The 17,203-nt window shown below is 62.7% G+C and carries 14 protein-coding genes and 1 pseudogene; 6 read left to right on the top strand and 9 right to left on the bottom strand.

The window, feature by feature from the left end; translation table 11 throughout:
* Positions 1-67: 67 nt before the first annotated feature.
* On the top strand, positions 68-298 hold the full coding sequence (locus BQ4436_RS11700) for a CopG family transcriptional regulator (RefSeq protein ID WP_255366161.1): 231 nt from the start codon (positions 68-70) through the stop codon (positions 296-298).
* A gap of 602 nt (positions 299-900) precedes the next feature.
* Here BQ4436_RS11700 and BQ4436_RS07630 read toward each other — a convergent pair.
* Positions 901-5,256: an NACHT domain-containing protein gene (locus tag BQ4436_RS07630; RefSeq protein ID WP_218117854.1), complete on the bottom strand. Its 4,356-nt coding sequence runs from the start codon at positions 5,254-5,256 to the stop codon at positions 901-903.
* A gap of 444 nt (positions 5,257-5,700) precedes the next feature.
* Here BQ4436_RS07630 and BQ4436_RS07625 point away from each other — a divergent pair, with 444 nt between their 5' ends.
* A complete protein-coding gene (locus BQ4436_RS07625) occupies positions 5,701-6,018 on the top strand; it encodes a hypothetical protein (RefSeq protein WP_070484391.1) in 318 nt (105 codons plus the stop codon).
* Here BQ4436_RS07625 and BQ4436_RS07620 read toward each other — a convergent pair.
* Positions 6,015-7,661, bottom strand: coding sequence for a cytochrome c biogenesis protein CcdA (locus BQ4436_RS07620; RefSeq protein WP_070976209.1), 1,647 nt, complete (start codon positions 7,659-7,661; stop codon positions 6,015-6,017). The genes BQ4436_RS07625 and BQ4436_RS07620 overlap by 4 nt on opposite strands.
* Positions 7,662-7,819: 158 nt before the next feature.
* On the opposite strand from BQ4436_RS07620, the gene BQ4436_RS07615 reads away from it, so the two are divergent.
* From BQ4436_RS07615 to BQ4436_RS07600, 4 genes are all read left to right on the top strand, one after another.
* Positions 7,820-8,029: a hypothetical protein gene (locus tag BQ4436_RS07615; protein WP_143000854.1), complete on the top strand. Its 210-nt coding sequence runs from the start codon at positions 7,820-7,822 to the stop codon at positions 8,027-8,029.
* 3 nt (positions 8,030-8,032) lie between these two features.
* On the top strand, positions 8,033-8,608 hold the full coding sequence (locus tag BQ4436_RS07610; RefSeq protein WP_070976207.1) for a sigma-70 family RNA polymerase sigma factor: 576 nt from the start codon (positions 8,033-8,035) through the stop codon (positions 8,606-8,608).
* Positions 8,608-9,198 (top strand): anti-sigma factor, encoded by a 591-nt coding sequence (locus BQ4436_RS07605; RefSeq protein ID WP_070976205.1) that lies wholly within the window; start codon positions 8,608-8,610, stop codon positions 9,196-9,198. The genes BQ4436_RS07610 and BQ4436_RS07605 overlap by 1 nt, the downstream gene beginning before the upstream one ends.
* Positions 9,199-9,303: 105 nt before the next feature.
* Positions 9,304-10,065: an SLAC1 family transporter gene (locus BQ4436_RS07600; protein WP_083329495.1), complete on the top strand. Its 762-nt coding sequence runs from the start codon at positions 9,304-9,306 to the stop codon at positions 10,063-10,065.
* Between the two features lie 5 nt (positions 10,066-10,070).
* On the opposite strand, the gene BQ4436_RS07595 is transcribed toward BQ4436_RS07600, so the two are convergent.
* The 7 genes and pseudogenes from BQ4436_RS07595 to BQ4436_RS07565 all read right to left on the bottom strand — a co-directional run.
* Positions 10,071-11,813: an ABC transporter ATP-binding protein gene (locus BQ4436_RS07595; protein WP_255366177.1), complete on the bottom strand. Its 1,743-nt coding sequence runs from the start codon at positions 11,811-11,813 to the stop codon at positions 10,071-10,073.
* Between the two features lie 38 nt (positions 11,814-11,851).
* Positions 11,852-13,621, bottom strand: coding sequence for an ABC transporter ATP-binding protein (locus tag BQ4436_RS07590; protein WP_255366160.1), 1,770 nt, complete (start codon positions 13,619-13,621; stop codon positions 11,852-11,854).
* Between the two features lie 5 nt (positions 13,622-13,626).
* A complete protein-coding gene (locus BQ4436_RS07585; RefSeq protein WP_068538777.1) occupies positions 13,627-14,307 on the bottom strand; it encodes a class I SAM-dependent methyltransferase in 681 nt (226 codons plus the stop codon).
* A gap of 73 nt (positions 14,308-14,380) precedes the next feature.
* On the bottom strand, positions 14,381-15,118 hold the full coding sequence (locus BQ4436_RS07580; protein WP_052205195.1) for an ABC transporter permease: 738 nt from the start codon (positions 15,116-15,118) through the stop codon (positions 14,381-14,383).
* Positions 15,115-15,867 carry an ABC transporter permease gene (locus tag BQ4436_RS07575; protein WP_070976203.1) on the bottom strand — a complete coding sequence of 251 codons (753 nt, stop codon included), beginning with the start codon at positions 15,865-15,867 and terminating at the stop codon, positions 15,115-15,117. The genes BQ4436_RS07580 and BQ4436_RS07575 overlap by 4 nt, the downstream gene beginning before the upstream one ends.
* Positions 15,864-16,907: an ABC transporter ATP-binding protein gene (locus tag BQ4436_RS07570; RefSeq protein ID WP_034666007.1), complete on the bottom strand. Its 1,044-nt coding sequence runs from the start codon at positions 16,905-16,907 to the stop codon at positions 15,864-15,866. The genes BQ4436_RS07575 and BQ4436_RS07570 overlap by 4 nt, the downstream gene beginning before the upstream one ends.
* Positions 16,904-17,203: pseudogene (locus BQ4436_RS07565) on the bottom strand (saccharopine dehydrogenase); the annotation flags it as partial. The pseudogene BQ4436_RS07565 and the gene BQ4436_RS07570, both read right to left, overlap by 4 nt.

The following is a 17,203-nucleotide window of genomic DNA, read 5'->3' as shown; positions in this document are numbered from 1 at the left end:
CGGATTGTCGAAAGAATATAACCTCCCCCTAGCCGCCAAGCCCTTTTACCGTATTACGATTACGTGCATGAAAACTATCAACGGGAAGCTAGTCAGCGAAGAGCAAATCGATGCGTGGGTAACCGAAGCCGAGAAAGGCTACGACGTAGAGACACTTCGTCGACGTGGAAGGAAACCTCGAAACGAAGATGCTGCGAAGGTTATCTCCATTCGGCTTTCCCCGGCGAGATATCGGACCTCGACAAGTTTGCGGCTGAAAACGGATGGTCACGCTCTCAGGCAATCCGCGAAGCGCTAAAGAATGCTATTTAGAAATGGACGTACGCCGAAGCGCCACGAAACACGGCTTCTAGCCAGACGACTCCGTTACTGCCGCGACTTCAGGCTGCGTTTTTAAGACCCCACTCGATGAGGAACACCCTCAAAGGGAACTGCGCCTCGGGTTCGACGGCTCAATGAGACTACTCGAGATCGTCGTACTCATCTGGGATGACGGCACCGAAACGATCATTCACTCCATGAAGGCACGCAAACAGTACCGCGCCCTGCTCGACTAGGCACGAATATCTTTGAAGAAACCCGGTGTGCTTACGGGATACAGCAATCATGCGCTCGCCAAGGCATTGCAAGTGTCTCAAAACTCGGCGAGTTTTGGTTCGCCGCAACCGGTTGCGAAATCGCCGCGGATTACGGCGATTTTGTGATGGTTGATTCCATCCCGGCGCCGGGATTGGTGTGGACTGTCATGCAGGACCCGGAAGGCAACGAGTTCTGCGTGAGTATCCCCGGGGCCTAGCTACACATTGAACTTGAACTCGACCACGTTACGAATCGGATCAACCTCTCCCGCCAGGAGACATTGGCTCCAATGAAACCCGCGGCCCTTTCGAGCGCTATCGGTTATAACCGCTCTGAATCCGTTATGGCCTCACTGATGCCGTACGCGCCAAGCTCTAAGAGAGAGTCCAAAACGTCGAGCAACTCCGCTCGGTGGGTACGATCCCGGCACTGCGCTAGCCCACGCACCACCAGTTCACTGATGTAATGCGCATCTCCAGCTGCGCCGGTGCGAATGTCCGCGGCATCGTGCCCGAAGACATCGACGAACCGTTTTGCAGCTCTCAAGACCAGTTCATCGACCTTATCCGGCGCGTACTGTAGCGTGACCAGCAACTGGGGCGTGGCGTGTTCGTAAGCCGGCGAGTCGATCAAAGCCGCGAGTAGTTTAACGAATGGCTGGAGCGGTTGCTCGCGGAGGTGAAGCGCCACAGTAGCCGCTTCCTTACGCACCCCATCCGCCTCGTCGTTCATAAGCCGGGTTAGGGTCGCCGTGGCCAGTTGGACATTCGAAGTGCGATCGACACACTGAACACAGGTTTCAGCGATGCCCTTTCGGGCGTGAAAGTCTCCCGACAGCGCTTGTTTCATAAGATCGGGGCGGTCCCATTCCATCGCCGCGAACGCCGCGACGGCGCCACCAGCCTCACGAGCTTCGGCATCATCCGATGCCAACATGCGCTGAATTACCGGATCTATAACCTCGGGATTCACGTTGCCGATGTAGACCATCAAATGCTGAACAGATCCGGCGGCGAGGAGACGATCGTCAGTATTGATCAGGGTTGAGAACGCCCTCATGACCTCTGGGCGAGCATGCCGTAGCGCGGCGGCGAGGGTGTAGGCAACGCACGAACGGACACTGAGTACCGGATCGCCGGCCATCGCGTTGAGATATGGCGCGACCAGTGCAGTTCTCTTGCCGTCACTGTCGGTAACCAAAAGATCGCCGAGAGCTTCGGCCAAACTCCCTCGTGCCGTGTTGATGCCGTTCAATTGCATATCCACGGCACTTGGTGCGTCCGTTCCATCCCGAACGATCACAGGAGAACAATCGGCCGGATCCAGCGCGTGCACAGCGCTGTCTCTAATCAGTTCGACCAGTTCAAGCGGCACTTCGCGGTAGTATTTTTGTAGCGCCATCCCGAGCCACCGATCATTTTCTGCCTGTCCCAGCGAAGCAATGTGACGGACAGCGTCGAAGATCAGCGGCGCGGTGCTATCGCTCGCATCGGCCTCGCCAAAGCCCCTAAGCATCGCACCGGAGTAAGCCGCATTGAACTCTGGGGACAGCCGCAGCGCCAGCCTAGCGAAGCGCTCGGGGTTTGCGGCTACTTGATTGCCCAGCACGCTGGACAATTCATGGGCTCCGCCGGTGAAGGTCGCCCAATTCGTCTTGTCAGTGTCATACTTTGACATAGCCCTCAGCCACTGTGAATCGCTCATTTTCTTTGCGGCACCAAGTCCGATCGGCGAACCGATGGAACCACCGGTAATTCCCTGTGGCTCTGCGGGGGCGTCCTCCCCAAACTTCCGTCGATATTCCCCGAGGAGTCGTTGACCGACCGTAGTAAGCCGCGCTTCTTCCAGGGCGGATAGAAACGTGAAAGCCGAGCGTCCCGAGCCGCAGTTACTCCCCCACTCGCAGGGCAAATCTCGAAACAACTTCTCGAGCCGCTGGTGAATTTCGTCGGACACGTGTGGTGCAATCGCCAGGACAAGCTCCCGTGCAACCCATAGGGAATCGGAGATATAGCCGCAACGGAGACGACGTCCGCCTTCGAGCAAGAGACTCGCCGCCCACCCGGCAAAATGCTCTGCGCCCGCTGACAATGCTCGGTAGAGCAAGAATTGCGATCCGTCGTAGGGATCGGAAGCCAGTTCCTCGAGAAGGAACCGGATCTCCTCAGGGGCGCTCTTTGCCACACTCTCCAGCGCTCGGACCGACGCCGCCAGCAGGATGCCATCAAGCCGGTAGCTGCCGAGGTCATCGTCCTTGATGCGAAAGCTGAAGTGCAGATCGCGAATCAGGCCGTCGACGCCAGGCTCGATCGCGGTCCTCGCCATGACTCGTCGGAGATACGGCACCGTGACCAGCACGAATGCCAACGGTTCAGCATGTGCGGTATACCTAACGAGTTCGGCGGCGCTGTACTCTCGCATGCCGAGCACAGTCACCTTGCCTTCCTCGTTAAGCGTCAGGGCATCCCCGTGATCGATCAGCCGAGCCTGCAACAACTCGATCGCCCAAAGTGGTTCGTGCTTAGGCAGGTTGTGCATCGTTAGCCAAAGTTCATGCTGTGCCCCATCGTAGGCGCCTTCGCGAACTCCTTCGAGCACCAAATCGAACAAATCTCGGTTCTGAAAGACATCCGAAAAACGGCTGACCCAACGCAACCAGCGGTGATATTCCGGCTGGGCCTTGCGGTCCCCTAACAGCTTTGCGATCGATACCGGGTGCTCTTTGACCGCACTAGCCATCATATTCAACGCGTGATTCCGCATACCCTCGTTCGGGCCATCGAGCCAAGCAGCAATCTGACCATCCTCAAGGAATCGCCTGAACCACTGTGGTCTACTCAACTGCTGCCAGAGCCGGTCTTCAAAGCTCGGATGTCCCGCGGCGATCCGGACCATCACTTCGGCATCGGCAGTCGTCGGCGCAAGAAGATTAGCTACGACGGCAAGGACTGTCTCCTTTATGTGAAATCGGATGGCGTTAGCGGTAAGTACTGATTCGACCTCGGTATGGAAACGATCCGGCGCTCGCTCGTAGAGATGTTGCAGGATCTGGCGAACCTGGGCACGTCGAAAAAGTGCCTGCTCGTCACGGAGAAGGAAGTCAACGAGTGACTCCCCGCGTGACACCCACAGACGTGCGAAGGCGTAGTCGAAAAACGTTTCATGGAAGAACGCGATGCGACCGCCGTCTTGCGCAAGCAAGTGTTCTGAAACGAGGACGTTGGCGTCTTCAATAAGGTCCTCATCGTCCAGAATCTCGATTGGGACAGACAGCGCTTGCAGATCGCTTGCAGCGTTGGCGATCCGACTGACCACGTCGTTGAATCTGACATTCACTCGCCGCGAACGCACTGCTTGTCGCTTGCGCTCCCAAAACGCTTCAAAGAGCGATCCGCGCGAATGGAAGGCCAGCGCGTCAGCCTGAGTCGAAATCGTTTGCAGGAGTACAAGGTGCAGCGGCGTCTGCAAAAGGGCTAGTTGTGATGGATTTAACCGCGCTAGGTCGAGTCCCATTCTTGTCACTGCCGCTTCGACTTCCTCCTTCGACAATCGGTCGACTTCCACCGTTGTTACCTCGGTACGAGACGCAAATGCGCGGATACGGTGATCATTATCGATGTCGAACTGGCGACATGCCATAACAACACGGATTCCGCACACTGACAGTGCTTCGTCGATGAGATCCATAACGACATCGAAACTCTCCGGCATACGTCCGGAGGCAAGACTCACCGCGTCGAGTTGGTCGATAATCAGGAAGGCGTCGCGATCGTCAGCCGCCCTCGCCAAAGCGACTGCGGGAGAGACTTCGAACCCGAACTGATGCCCCAACTCGACAGTCGACGCGAACGGACCACATCGGTCCAATCGTAGCGCCAGCACCTCGGCACCAGCCGATTCAAGAGCGGCAGCAGTTTGTTCGAGAACGGAACTCTTCCCACCTCCCGCCGTACCTGCGACGAGCCCGATCCGATATTTATCAAGCGCCTCCACTAGGTGGGCGGCCTCTGCACGCTTAATCGGTGGTTGCAAGAGTTCACGTTCAACGGACTGACGCCAGCTTTTCGTGATCTTAAACACCTGCTGGTGCGACGTCAGATGCGACCCAGGTTCCAGTGGCTTGATGCCCCTTTGAGCGAGAAGAGCAAAAAGTTCAGTTCGAGTCAACCGCTTACCGAGGTTGTCGAGAAGGATATCCCCTATAGCAAGAGATATGAGGTCGCCGCTAGCTCCCCTCAGACTGCACACAGCAAGCATACTGTTCGTGCGGACGATGTCGAGTTCATCTTGAACTAAGAACCGCATTCCGCGAAGTGTGTTCCAGGCCACTTGGGGATTGCCCAGGATTTCGGCCGCCGCCAATTGGTTAAAGACCGGTGTTAGCTCTTTAGAAAGCCAGCAGTCGGTGAAACTCGTTAGATCATCTGACTTGCGAGCACGATCGGACAATTCTTGTAAGGGCCGGCACGGCACCAGGGAGACAAAATGGTAACTTCGGCCCGCCGCCACATGCTCCGCAGCCGCCTCGAAGATCTTTTGATCGGCGAGAGCCTTGACTGTCCAACTGTTACTAGTGCCGTTCTGTCGTTTTAACTGGTGCACTTCGGTAACGAGACCGTCGTCGTAAGTGAACTCGGAACCTCGATTTAGCTCGGCGTCGATGTCTTCCGCAGTCAACGCCCGTCTATCGTCGACGATGCAATATAAGGCATGGCGGATAGCCCATGCAAGCTCGTACCTATTTCCAAGCTTGTCTGTTTCTCCGCCAGGTCTAGGCGACATCAGACCTCCGAGATCACTTTCAACGTGGGATGCCGTATAGCGACACTCATAGCAGACTAGTGCAGGCTCGGCCGAGTGTGGGCACCGAGTGTGAGGCACTTGCGTCTATTTAAGTACACTCAAACGACTACGGGCCAAAATGCGATTACAACTAAAAGTAACCCTGTCCAGGAACTACACGTTGAACTTGAATTCAACGGCGTGTCGGCGCAAAGAAACCTTCCCGCTAAAGACAGCAAGTAAATCCAGAGAAGTACCGCAGGATGCGGTCATGGCGCTATCGCTCCCGGAACATCTAGCAACTCGGGAAGCAGTAGGGCACGGGAAGATGCGCGTCAAATGTACACCGCCCGCCAGGTCGAGTTGGGCACCAAGGTGCGCAAGCTGCTGGCGGACAAAGGCTACGTCTCCGTCGCCGCCCCCGGCTTCGAGGCCACCTCCATCGTGGTCATGTACGCCACCGCCCCGGAGCAGGCCAACGGATCCGCGTTCAAGCAGGCCGGCGTCCAGATCGCCAGCGGTGTTCCGCTGCAGGTCGGCGAGCCGGAGGGCTTTTCCGCCTTCCGCATCTGTCTGTTCGGCTTGGACAAGTGGGGCGATGTCGACGGCACCGTCGCGCGGTTCGCCGAGACGCTGGACAAGGTTGTCTCTGCCTAGCCGAAGGTCAACGAATACAGTTTCACGCCTGCCGTGGGCCGGATGTGCAGCACTCCCTCGGTGGGCGTGTCGCTTTTCGCAAGGTCGAGGGTTCCATCTGTGACCGGGAACGACTTTGTCGCACCGTCCGGATACTCGACCTCGATCTCGCCTTCACCCGAAACCACGAGCTGGACCCACTTGGCGAAGACGTTGATGTCCAGGTGTCCTCCACTGGTGGTCTGCACTGATTCCTCCTCGAGAATCCACGTCCCGTTCAAAGTGAACATGCCGCGCTCCGGAGCGGCCGGTTCACCGATGTCGTGCTCGCCGTCGGTGTAACCGGGCTGCTTGGTGTACTCGGCGCGCGCAGTGCCGAGATAAGTTTCCGGGTTGCGGCCCTTCGTACCGCCTGCTGCTTCGCCGCTTTCGACCGGTTCGGGGAGGTCGACGTCGGGGTTGGCGTCGATGAGCAATTCACGCACGAGCTTTTCTGTTTCGGCGTAGCTTCCCTCCCCTTCCACGATCTGCCGGACGTTGCCGTGCTTGTCCACCAGGTAGCGGGCTGGCCAGTAGCGGTTGTTGAAATTCCTCCATGTAGCGAAGTCATTGTCCTGCGCCACCGGGTAGTGGATACCTTCCTTTTCTACGGCGTTGCGGACATTGCCCAGGTCGTGCTCGAAAGCGTACTCAGGGGAATGGACGCCGACGACGGTGAGGCCGGAATCGCGATAAGTGTCGTAAAGCTTGGTGATGTGCTCCCCCGCACGCTGACAGTTGATGCAGGCGTACGCCCAGAAATCAACGAGCATGACACCACCGTCCTGCGGGCTCGGCGGCTGGTCGGTGTTGATCCAGTTCGTCAGCCCCGCGAATTCCGGTGCCGGGCCACAATCCTGCAGCTGCGCGGGGTCGGCACGGCGGCACGACTGCAGTGAACCGCTCCCAGTTGGGCCGACCTTGCTGAGAGCGTCATTGGCCAAGTCCGAATTCTCAAAACGGTTCGACAGCGACGACGTCCAATTCGGCAGGGCACGCTGGATCGCCGCCGGCGCGTCGAGAGCCAACGCCACAGTGAAGACCAGGATGAGCACGCCGATGGCCTTACGGTGGCGCTGCACCGCGTCTACCTTGTCACCGATCTTGTTGCCCGCCAGGGCGAACACGAACAGCGGCAGCGCGGACCCAATCGCGAACGCGACAGTGAGCACCACCGTGTTCCAGCCGATCTGCCCAGTCGAGCCCGCCACCGTCACCGCTGCAAGCACCGGGCCCGCGCACGGAACGTACACCGCGCCAAGGGCCAGACCGATGAGAAAACCTCCCTTGCCGCGCGTTTTCTCCTGCAATGCCGTGGGGCGCGGAAGCGCGTCAAAGGGCTTCTGCAACACCTCCCCCACTGGCGGGAAAATCATTCCCAGCCCCACCCATGCCAGCAACACCACTCCCGCCCAGCGCAATACCGACTGTGGCAAATGCAGCGCACTAAGCAGAATCGTACCCAGCAGCGCGATCGCGGCGAAGCTCACGACCAAACCTGTCACCACGTGCGACGGTTTACGCCCGACGCTGACCCCCAGCACCACCGGCAACACTGGCAAAATGCACGGCGACAATGCCGTGATCACACCTCCGATGAATCCGACAAGAATCACGCTGATCATGAGTTTCCTCTACTTTCCGGTTGCCTTTCCTACACCCAGCACTACGGAGTGAGCACCCGCACCGGATTGGTCCAATCCGCATCAGCCCCCGGCTCCGTAGTACTCAGTGACGGGCCAGAAACACTGCGCCTGCGAACCGAAAAAGTGAAGGAGACGCTATGTCTATCAACCGCGCAATCGCCAGCGCCAGCGCCATCGTCATCGCCGCCGTCGGCCTCGTCGCATGCAACGACTCCGAGGAGAATATGGAGGACAAGATGGACGGCTCCATGACCCCGTCCTCCGATGCCATGATGAGCGAAGATTCCATGGCACCGTCTTCCGAGGCGATGATGAGCGAAGACAAAATGATGGAAGAATCCAAGTAGCACATGACCCAGGTGTTAGATTTAGAATCCGTGGATCCGGACCGTCTCTTAGAAAGCGTGCGCGCGGGCGATAAAGTCGCCTTCGCCGAGCTTTACGACGTTCTGGCCCCACAGATTCTAGGTCTCACCACCCACATCTTGCGTGACCGGGCCCAAGCGGAAGAGGTCACCCAAGAAGTCTTCGTGGAGGTATGGCTAAGCGCCCACACCTTCGACCCACACCGCGGCAGCGCCAAGTCATGGGTACTGCGGCTCGCCAAATCGCGCGCCATCGATCGGCTGCGGAGCTGGCGCAGCTCCCAAGCCCGCGACACCGACGATTTCAACAGTCAACTGACCACGTGGGTCGCTGCCGCTGAGGACGAAGCTCAACAGCGACTAGAGTCTGAGGAGCTACAAGAACTCATTGATTCAATCGGAGAGCCTCATCGAAGTGCGCTCATGCTCGCGTGTTTTGGGGAACTCACCCACCAAGAAATCGCCGATGCCACTGGCGTCGCTCTCGGAACAGCCAAAACCCGGGTACGCGACGGGTTGCAAAAGCTTCGCAAGGCCGTGTCGTTGAAAGGAGGCCTGTGATGGATAAAGATATCGAGGACCTCTTCAATTCCGCAGCCACGCCGGTCACTCCGCCACCGGAGCTCAAACGCTCAATCATGGAGCGTATCGACGCTACCGACCAGGTCACAGACTTCGACACCGCGCGGAAGAACCGGTCCTGGCGACGTCTCACAACCGCCGCAGCAGCCGCCGTTGTGCTCATCGCCGGTGGCGGGTTCGCGGTCACCCAATTCACTGTCGACGAGTCACGCGAATCCGTGGCAGCCCAAGGCGTCGACGAAATGCACGCAATTATGGAGGCCGACGACGCGCGTCAAGGTCAGGCCGACGCGATGGGCGCGAGCCTCGACATCGCGATCAGCTCTGACATGGGCAAGGGCGGCGCCATGGTCAACGGCCAGCCAGCTCTCAACGACGGCATGGGTGCACAAGTGTGGGCAGTCATGGCTGACGGCGCCGTGGAATCGGCTGGAGTCATCGGCCAAGAACCCCACGACGACGTGTGGATGCCGCTGCCCGGTGGAACTGCTTCAGTCCTGGTAACCGAGGAAGTCGCCGTCGGCGCGGCGCAACCCACCGGCACGGTGCTGGCCAACGTGACGCTCTAGTGCCGGCTGCCTCCCTTGGCGCGCTTCAGGCCATTCGCGTTCTAAAAACCACAAAGCCCCGACCCAAAGTGGATGAGACGCGGTGGCAGGCCTAGCGTTAGTCCTATGACGTTGCCAAAGTTCGGTCCCGCTTGGGCCGGCGCTTTAATGGGAACCTCGATTGCGTCGAGTTTGACTGGGTTACATGGATTTCATGTAGCCGAGCTCGTGTTTGCGCTCATCGCGGCGGGCCTCCTCGTTGTGTTCACGGTCGGCGTGCGCAATGAGCCACCGCGGCACCAGAACATGGCGGCGTGGGGCATGTACGCGATGGGGCTGCTCGCGTGCGGCTCGGCGTGGACGGCACTCACGGGCAACGATGCGTTCCAGCTGGTCAGCTGGTGGATCGGCGCGCCACTGGCCATCATCGTGTGCTTGTGGCAACTCTGGGGTTTGTGGAAGCAGTCCGCGCACTACACCGAGCCAGCGTTCCCGTGGGGCTTGGCGCTCGTGTCCCCGATGGTCGCCGCGACATCCGCCGAGCAGCTCGCTACCCATCACGGCGAGTTTTATCACTACGCGGGTGAGCTGTGCTTCTTCCTCACGTTCTTCACCGCGATCCCACTCTTCCTCTACTGCTACTGGACCGGCACGCGCCCGCGTGGCGCCGCCGCGGGTACAGCGTGGATACCCCTCGGTGTTGTCGGCCAGTCGACGGCAGCATCGACATTGCTTTTCGACGCTCACCTTTACGGCCTCATCATGTTCACCCTCGGCGTACCGTGCGTCCTCTACGCCATGTACTGCTTCTACGAGGCTGTCCTCCATTGGGGTGTCTGCGCGGTGCGCTTTGGCTCCTGGGAACTAAGCCAATCTGGCGCTAGATGAACTAGTTAGCCGCGCTTCTCCGATGCCGTCGTCGTGGTGGTCCACGACGAGCTGGATCTGGATCCCGGGGAACTCCCCGTCCGGCACGCCCAAGACTCGGCGTAGCGGCCGCCCTTCGCCAGCAATTCATCGTGCGTGCCCCGTTCTGCGACCGTCCCTTCCTCCGAAAGCACGACGATGAGGTCGGCATCGCGGATGGTGTGCAGGCGATGGGCGACGACGATCACAGTGTGATCGCCGCGCAACGCCTCAATCGTGCCGACGATCGCCCGCTCAGTGGCCGCATCCAGCGAGGACGTCGGCTCGTCGAGAAGCACCACCGGGGAATCCTTCAGAAGCGCCCGGGCGATGGCGAGGCGCTGCCGCTCACCTCCCGACAGCAGCGTCCCCTCCTCCCCCACCGGGGTATCCCACCCGGAAGGCAGCAGCTCCACGATGCGGTCCACCCCGGAACGCCGGGCGGCCTCGCGCAAGCGGTCCCCGTCACCGGGCCTGGAACCGAATCCGGGGTCGGCGAAGACCACGTTGTCCCGCACGGACGCGTCGAAAAGAAACGTCTCCTGGAACACCGGGGTCACCAGCGAGTTCACGCCGTCGGTGCCGATCCGAGGCAAGGGCACCCCGCCGATGAGGATCTCCCCCGAGTCCGGATCATGAAACCGCGACAGCAGCCGCATGACCGTCGTCTTGCCCGCCCCCGAAGGTCCCACTATGGCAACCAGCGCTCCCTGAGGTGCACGGAAGCTGACGTCGTCGAGGACCTTCTTCTCCCCGTACCCGAAGCTCACGCCGCGGAACTCCACGTCATGCCCGTCGGGCAGCTCCGGTGCGGCAGGTTCGGGAAGGGCGGGGATTGCCCGCAGGTCACGCAACGCAGCTAACGTGTTGCGGCCCGCACCGAAACCGCCGGACAACGCTCCCGCCGTGGTGATCGGTCCGGTGAACTGGACGAGCACGATGAGTATCGACGCCAAATGCGTCGGCGCCATCCCACCCGTCGCGGCGACTGCCACGGCGACGATCACCGCCGCCGTGAACACCGCATGGACGACCGAACCCAACCGTCCGATGGCCGCCCCCTGCGTCGATGTCGCCTTCGCGAACGCATCGTGTTGGGCCTGGATAGCCTCATCCACCATCGCGTCCGCCGCCGAACCGTCGCCCGCGGCGCGAATCGCCTGCTGGCCGCGGGTGAACTCGATCAGCCTGCTGGAGACGGCAGCGACGGCCTCAGCATGCGCTTCGTCCGACTCCCCGCCGACCCGGCCAATGGCCCGGTAGGCGAAGAAGAGCACCGGCGCTGACGCGACAAGAACCAAACCGACGCGCCAATCCACCGCCAGAATTCCGAAGGCGATGACGGTCGGCGTAACCACCGCGGCGATGACGGGCCGCAGGATCACGTGCGGCACGGACGCCGCGAACGCGATACCCGACGACGCCATCTCCGAAAAGCGGCCGGCCGTGGACTTGGTGACGTACCCGAGTGGCAACGTCAGCACGCGTTCGCCCAGGGAATGCAGCAGGGACGACAGCACCGCTGCGGAATTCGCCCTGCCGACTGTCCCCGCGGCGAGGGACAGCACCGCATGGGCGGCCGCGAGGCCGGCTATGACGCCGGTGAAACGCCACGCCGTCGCATCATCTCCCTCGGCCAGAGCCGACAGCAGCGGCAGCAGCGCGACGAACGCCGCTCCCTGGGCCAGCGCGGCAAGCGTGGCCAACGCAATGAGCCACACCAGCGTCATTCTCGAGCGCCGATCCGTCATCGACCACAAGTCTCGAATCATCGGTTTCCCGCCTTTTCATCGTCTGATTCAGTACCCCGCGGGGCGGATGGTTCGTCGTCGAGCGCGAAGGCGCGCCACAAATCCCGGTAGCGGCCACCGCGCGCAAGCAACTCGTCGTGGGTACCCGCCTCCGCGACCGCTCCCCCATCGAGAACGAGGATGCGGTCGGCGTTGCGGATCGTGCTCAACCTGTGCGCGATCACAATCACCGTCCGCGAACGGGCCAAACGCTCGATTGCGGACTGGATGAGGGCCTCGGAAGCCGGATCCGCGTAAGCGGTTGCCTCGTCGAAGATGAGCACCGGCGCGTCCGTGACGATCGACCTCGCGATGGCTACGCGCTGCGCCTCACCACCGGAAAAGGTCACGTCGACGTTGACCACCGAATCCAGGCGCTTCGGCAGCGCCGCGATGACCGCATCGAGGTTCGCGAGCTTCGCGGCCGCCATGATTTCGTCGTCGGTGGCGTCTCTCCTGGCCAGCCGGATGTTCTCCCGCAACGGCAGCGTGAACAACTGCGGATCTTGGAACACCACCGACACCGAGCGGTGCACGTCGCGCACGGCGATGTCGCGAAGATCGACGCCGCCCAGTAGCACCGAGCCTTCAACGGGGTCGTGGAAACGCGCCAACAGCCGGGCGACGGTGGACTTTCCGGAACCGGAGGACCCCACCAGCGCAGTGAGGGTCCCTGGTTCGAACGTCGCGGACATCCCGTCGAGGACCCGCGGCCCATCGCCGTAGGAGAAGACCAGGTTCCGGACCTCGAGCGCGCCTCTGCGCGCGGGCACCGGCTCGGCGGGCTCGGCGATCGGCGGCGTGCTCAGCACCTCCGCGATGGATTTCAGGGCAGCGATCCCCGCGATGATGGGTTCGGAGTTCATGGCCACCCGCACGATCGCCGCGGAGAGTCCAAGGCTGAGAACCAGCCCGGCGACGAGACCCTCCGGTATGCCGCCCGCGGCGTCCCTCAGTGCGAGGCCGGCCCCGCACACCACCGCAAGGACTGTGGTCGGGGACGTCACCACGTCGATGAGCCCGAGATAGATGTTCGACTGCCGGGACCAGGCGGACCACGCGCGGACGAACGACAACGCCGCGGCATCGTAGCGACCCGCGCCCTGGTTGGCGCGTCCGAAGGACTTCATCACCGGGATACCGCGCACCAACTCGATGACCGCGGCCGTCACTTTTTCGGAGGCTCGCTCGTAGTCGCGCTGAAGACCGGCTCCGCGCGAAATCATCACGCCCATCAGGGCGAAGGTGACCAGCACCGGGACGACCGCCACCGCCGCGATCCGCCAATCCACCGCGACGAGCGCGATGAGGGAAAGCAGGGGAACCAGCACCGCCACCACGGTCTCACCGACGGTGTGGCCCATGAGCTGGTGGACAGCCGCGACGTCCTTCTCAACCGACTCGATGATTCCCGACGAGCGCCGGGCGTCCAGCCAGCCCAGCGGTAACTTCCGGATTTGGGCGACCAGCCGGCGCCGGAGGTGGAGCTGCAGGTCGTTATCCGCCCGGTGCGAGAGCATGCCGGCGGCGCCGTCCGCGGCCATGCGCACCGTTGCGGCGACGACGATGACAGCCACGGCCAACCACGTCCGATGCTCCGGGGCCTCCGGGTACGTCATCGCGATGTCGATGATGCCGACCAGCGAAGCGACGGTAGCCACCGACGACAGGACGGATAACGCGACCACCGCACGCATCCGGGTCCGAATCGGGGCGAGCAGCGACCACGGGCCTACGGTCCCGTCCACGGCGCTCACTTGCCCGCCTCCCCGATCGCGCTTTTCTTCGTGAGAGTGCAGAAGTACACCATGCCGGCGTGTGAGGCTCCGCCCAGCTTCAGCCCGTTGGCTTCGGCGAGGTCCTCGACCTCGCTGCCCCGGAACACCCGGTGGCCCATCTTCGCAACGACGGCCATGTCCACATGCTCGTTCACGTCGGGATCCTCGACGAACGTCTGCACGTAAGCGATGCCTCCATCGGCGAGCAGCCCGGCGACCCTGCCGAGCGCGGCTCCCGCATCCTTCATTTGGTGGAGCGCGCCACACACCCAGATTTCACAGGCCCCGCCGGGCTCTCCCGCGAGCGGCGTGAGGATGTCGGCAACGTGGAATTCCGTCCGGGCCCCAAGCCCGTCGGCGGCGGCGCGTTCGCGGGCGATGCGGATCGCATTGGGCGACAGGTCGTAGCCGACGATGTTCGCCCTGCGATAGCGAGACTCAGCGGCGAGCGTGCGGGCGAGCCACCCGGTTCCGCAACCGAGGTCGAGGACCCGGGCCGGCGCATCCGGCCCGGGATCCAGCGCACGGAGCTTCCGGTACACGGCGGCGTCCATCGGTTCGCGCGCATAGCGGCTGAGGAACCTCGGCTGGACCTTGTCCTCGTAGGCCGCGAGGAGCCTGCGGTTGTTCTGGACGATCTGGGCAATCGACTTCATCTGGTTCTGTCTCCGGGTGTGTGGGCCGCATCCACGCGGCGGTTTCGGGTTAGATGCTCGGATTCGCGGGCCGTCATGCAGACTCCCCCGGCCTCGTTTTCACGGCGATGCCCCACGCCGCGAGCACAGCGATGCCTAAGAACCAGGCCGCGCAGACCACCAGACCCGCAGCCCCGGTGCCGTTGACGGCCTCGCCGGCCGCGGATACGGGGGTGTGCCCGGCGATTCCGCGCAGGAGGGGACGGAAGTGGTCGGCGGGCATGAGCACCGTGTTGACGAACATCGCAACGATGATTAACGGGATGAGGGCCACGGAACCCTGGGGGCTGGTGATGGAGAACGCGATGTACGTGCCGGTGCATGCGGCCGCCGCGGCAACCATCGCGCCGGTCACCGCGATCCTCCACCACCAGGACACCTCCGGTGGGCCGTCGGAAAGCAAGGCGGCCACCGCCGCGACGACGGCCGTCATCGCCATGATCCGGATGAACTCGGCAATGATCCGTGCGGCCGGCACGGCCGCGTACGGCGCCGGCATGGTGATCAACCGCTCGTGGAAGCCATTGCTGCGTTCAACGAACACGGTGGATGATCCCGTGATGGCCAGGATGAACGCCCACGCCGTCACGACCAGGATGACCGCGTTCCGGAGTTCGAACTCTCCGGTGAGCTGCCTGACCAGGCCACCGAACATGCGGTTGACGATGAACAGGTACACGAGCGGAGCAATGAACGTCATGAACCAGAAGTCGGGGCGCCGCAGCCAAATGTGGGCGATGCGCCGCAGATGCACGAAGATGGCGCCAATCATGATTCGCTCCTCGAGGTGAACCGGCGGATGAACAGGACGATTCCGGCGACCGCCGCGACACCGAGCCACAGGGCGGCCTCTTCCCCGGCGCGATCCGGGAAGGCGTCCGGGGACGCCGCCCTAATCACCTCGATCACCGGCGAAAAAGGCATGTGGCGCACGACGTCGCGAAGGGAGCCGTCCAAAGCGGTCGCCGGAATGAACGCGGTGGAGAACATGAGCAGCAGCATTTCCAGCGCCTGGATCGATGAGGCCGTCGACACCGGGGTGGGCACCATCAGGATCACCCCGTCCGTGACCAGGGACAGGACCGCCGCGGCGAGCAGCGACCACAGGACAGTCCACGCGACGTCACCGACAGCCATGTCGAGGCCGCAGGCCCACGCGACGACCAGCAGCGCCGCGATCGACGCGGACATCCGCAGCACATCGGTGACGAGCCTGCCGGCGACATAGCCGCCTGTGGCCCCGGGCAACACGCGCACGCGGTCAACGAGCCCGGATTCGACGTCCTGTCCCACCGCCATCGCCGACGCCGCGGCGGTGAACATCGCCGCCTGGAACAGGCAGCCGCCGAGCACGAAACGCAGGTACCCGAAGCCGGATTGCTCCGCCGAGTACCCGAACACCGCGTACAGGCACAGCAGGAAGAGGGGCGGAACCACGAACATGGAGATCAGCGACGCGGTGTTGCGTCGCAACAGCAGCAGATCCCGACGGAGAAACGCCGCGACCGACGTCGCACTCATCGCGCCGCACCCCCTGCGTTCATCGATATGAACACCTCGTTGAGGGTGGGCGGCGACACGCTCAGCGAATCCGGCAACGCTTCCGAGGCCTCCATCGCCTGCGCCACCGCCTCGAGGACCCGCGGTCCGGGGTCGACGTCGAGGGACACCGACTTCCCCGCGACGCGGGCGCCGTCCAGGCACGTTCCCCCGAGGCAGCGGGCGAACGCCTCCGCCTCGGCGGCGGTGGCGAAGGACACGCGGAGCACGTGCGACCCGAAGGCGCGGCGCAATTCCTCCGGCGTTCCGCTGGCGACGATGCGGCGATCCTTGAGCAGATGGACGTGGTCTGCCAGCGCCTCCGCCTCTTCCAGGTACTGGGTGGTCAGCACCAGGGTCATTCCGTCGTCCCGCAGTTGCCGGATGAAGCCCCACAGCTCTTCGCGGCTGACCGGGTCCAGCCCCGTCGTGGGTTCGTCGAGGAACAGCAGCCTGGGCACGACGCACAGCGACGCGGCGATGTCGAGGCGGCGCCGCATGCCACCCGAATAGGCCGACGCCAGCGTCGAGGCACTGTCTGCGAGCGAGAATTGCGCGAGCAGTTCCGTCGCGCGGGCGGCCGCGGCGGCGCGGTCGAGTCCGCGCAGCCGCCCGAAGAACTCCAGGTTCTCCCGGCCGGTGAGGTTCTCGTCGATCGCCGCGAATTGGCCGGTGGTGGCAATGTCAGCGCGCACGCCCGCCGGGTCCTCTTTCACGTCGCGCGAGAAGATGCTCACCTCGCCGGAGTCGGCGGTGATGAGCGTCGACAGGATTCGGATGAGGGTGGTCTTGCCTGCACCGTTGTGGCCGAGGAATGACACGATCGCCCCGGTGGGCACGGTGAAACTCACGCCGTCGAGCACATGCTTGCGCATCCGGGCACCGCGCTTTCCCTTGCGCCCGCCGTCCGGCGGGGCACCTGCCCCGCCTTCGGGCGGGGTGCCCGCTTTGCCCGCAATCGGGTAGCTCTTCGTGAGGTCGCGGACGACGATCGCCGCACCTCGTTCAGCTTGATCCGTCATCGTTTCCCCTTTTCTTTGGTATCGCAGTGGGCCGCTGTCGGCAGCGGCCCCGTGGTCGGGTTGTCATGTGGCACCTCGATATGGATGCCCGCATCGCGGGCGAAGGCGAGGACCGGTTCGAGGAGCCGGGGGTGGCCGACGAGATCCCGGCACCCCGGCGCGACCGGCTCCCCCGCGACCGCCACAACGGTGGCGGCAGCAATCGCCGCGGTCATTTTGTAGGAACCCGGGCCGGTCGCCCGGACGACGGTCGTCTCGGCCGCCGGCCCCGCATCGCCCGCGCCGGCGGAGGACAG

It is taken from the genome of Corynebacterium sp. MC3 (assembly GCF_900099485.1).
Lineage (GTDB): Bacteria > Actinomycetota > Actinomycetes > Mycobacteriales > Mycobacteriaceae > Corynebacterium > Corynebacterium pseudogenitalium.
This window is presented reverse-complemented; position numbering and strand designations above follow the sequence as displayed.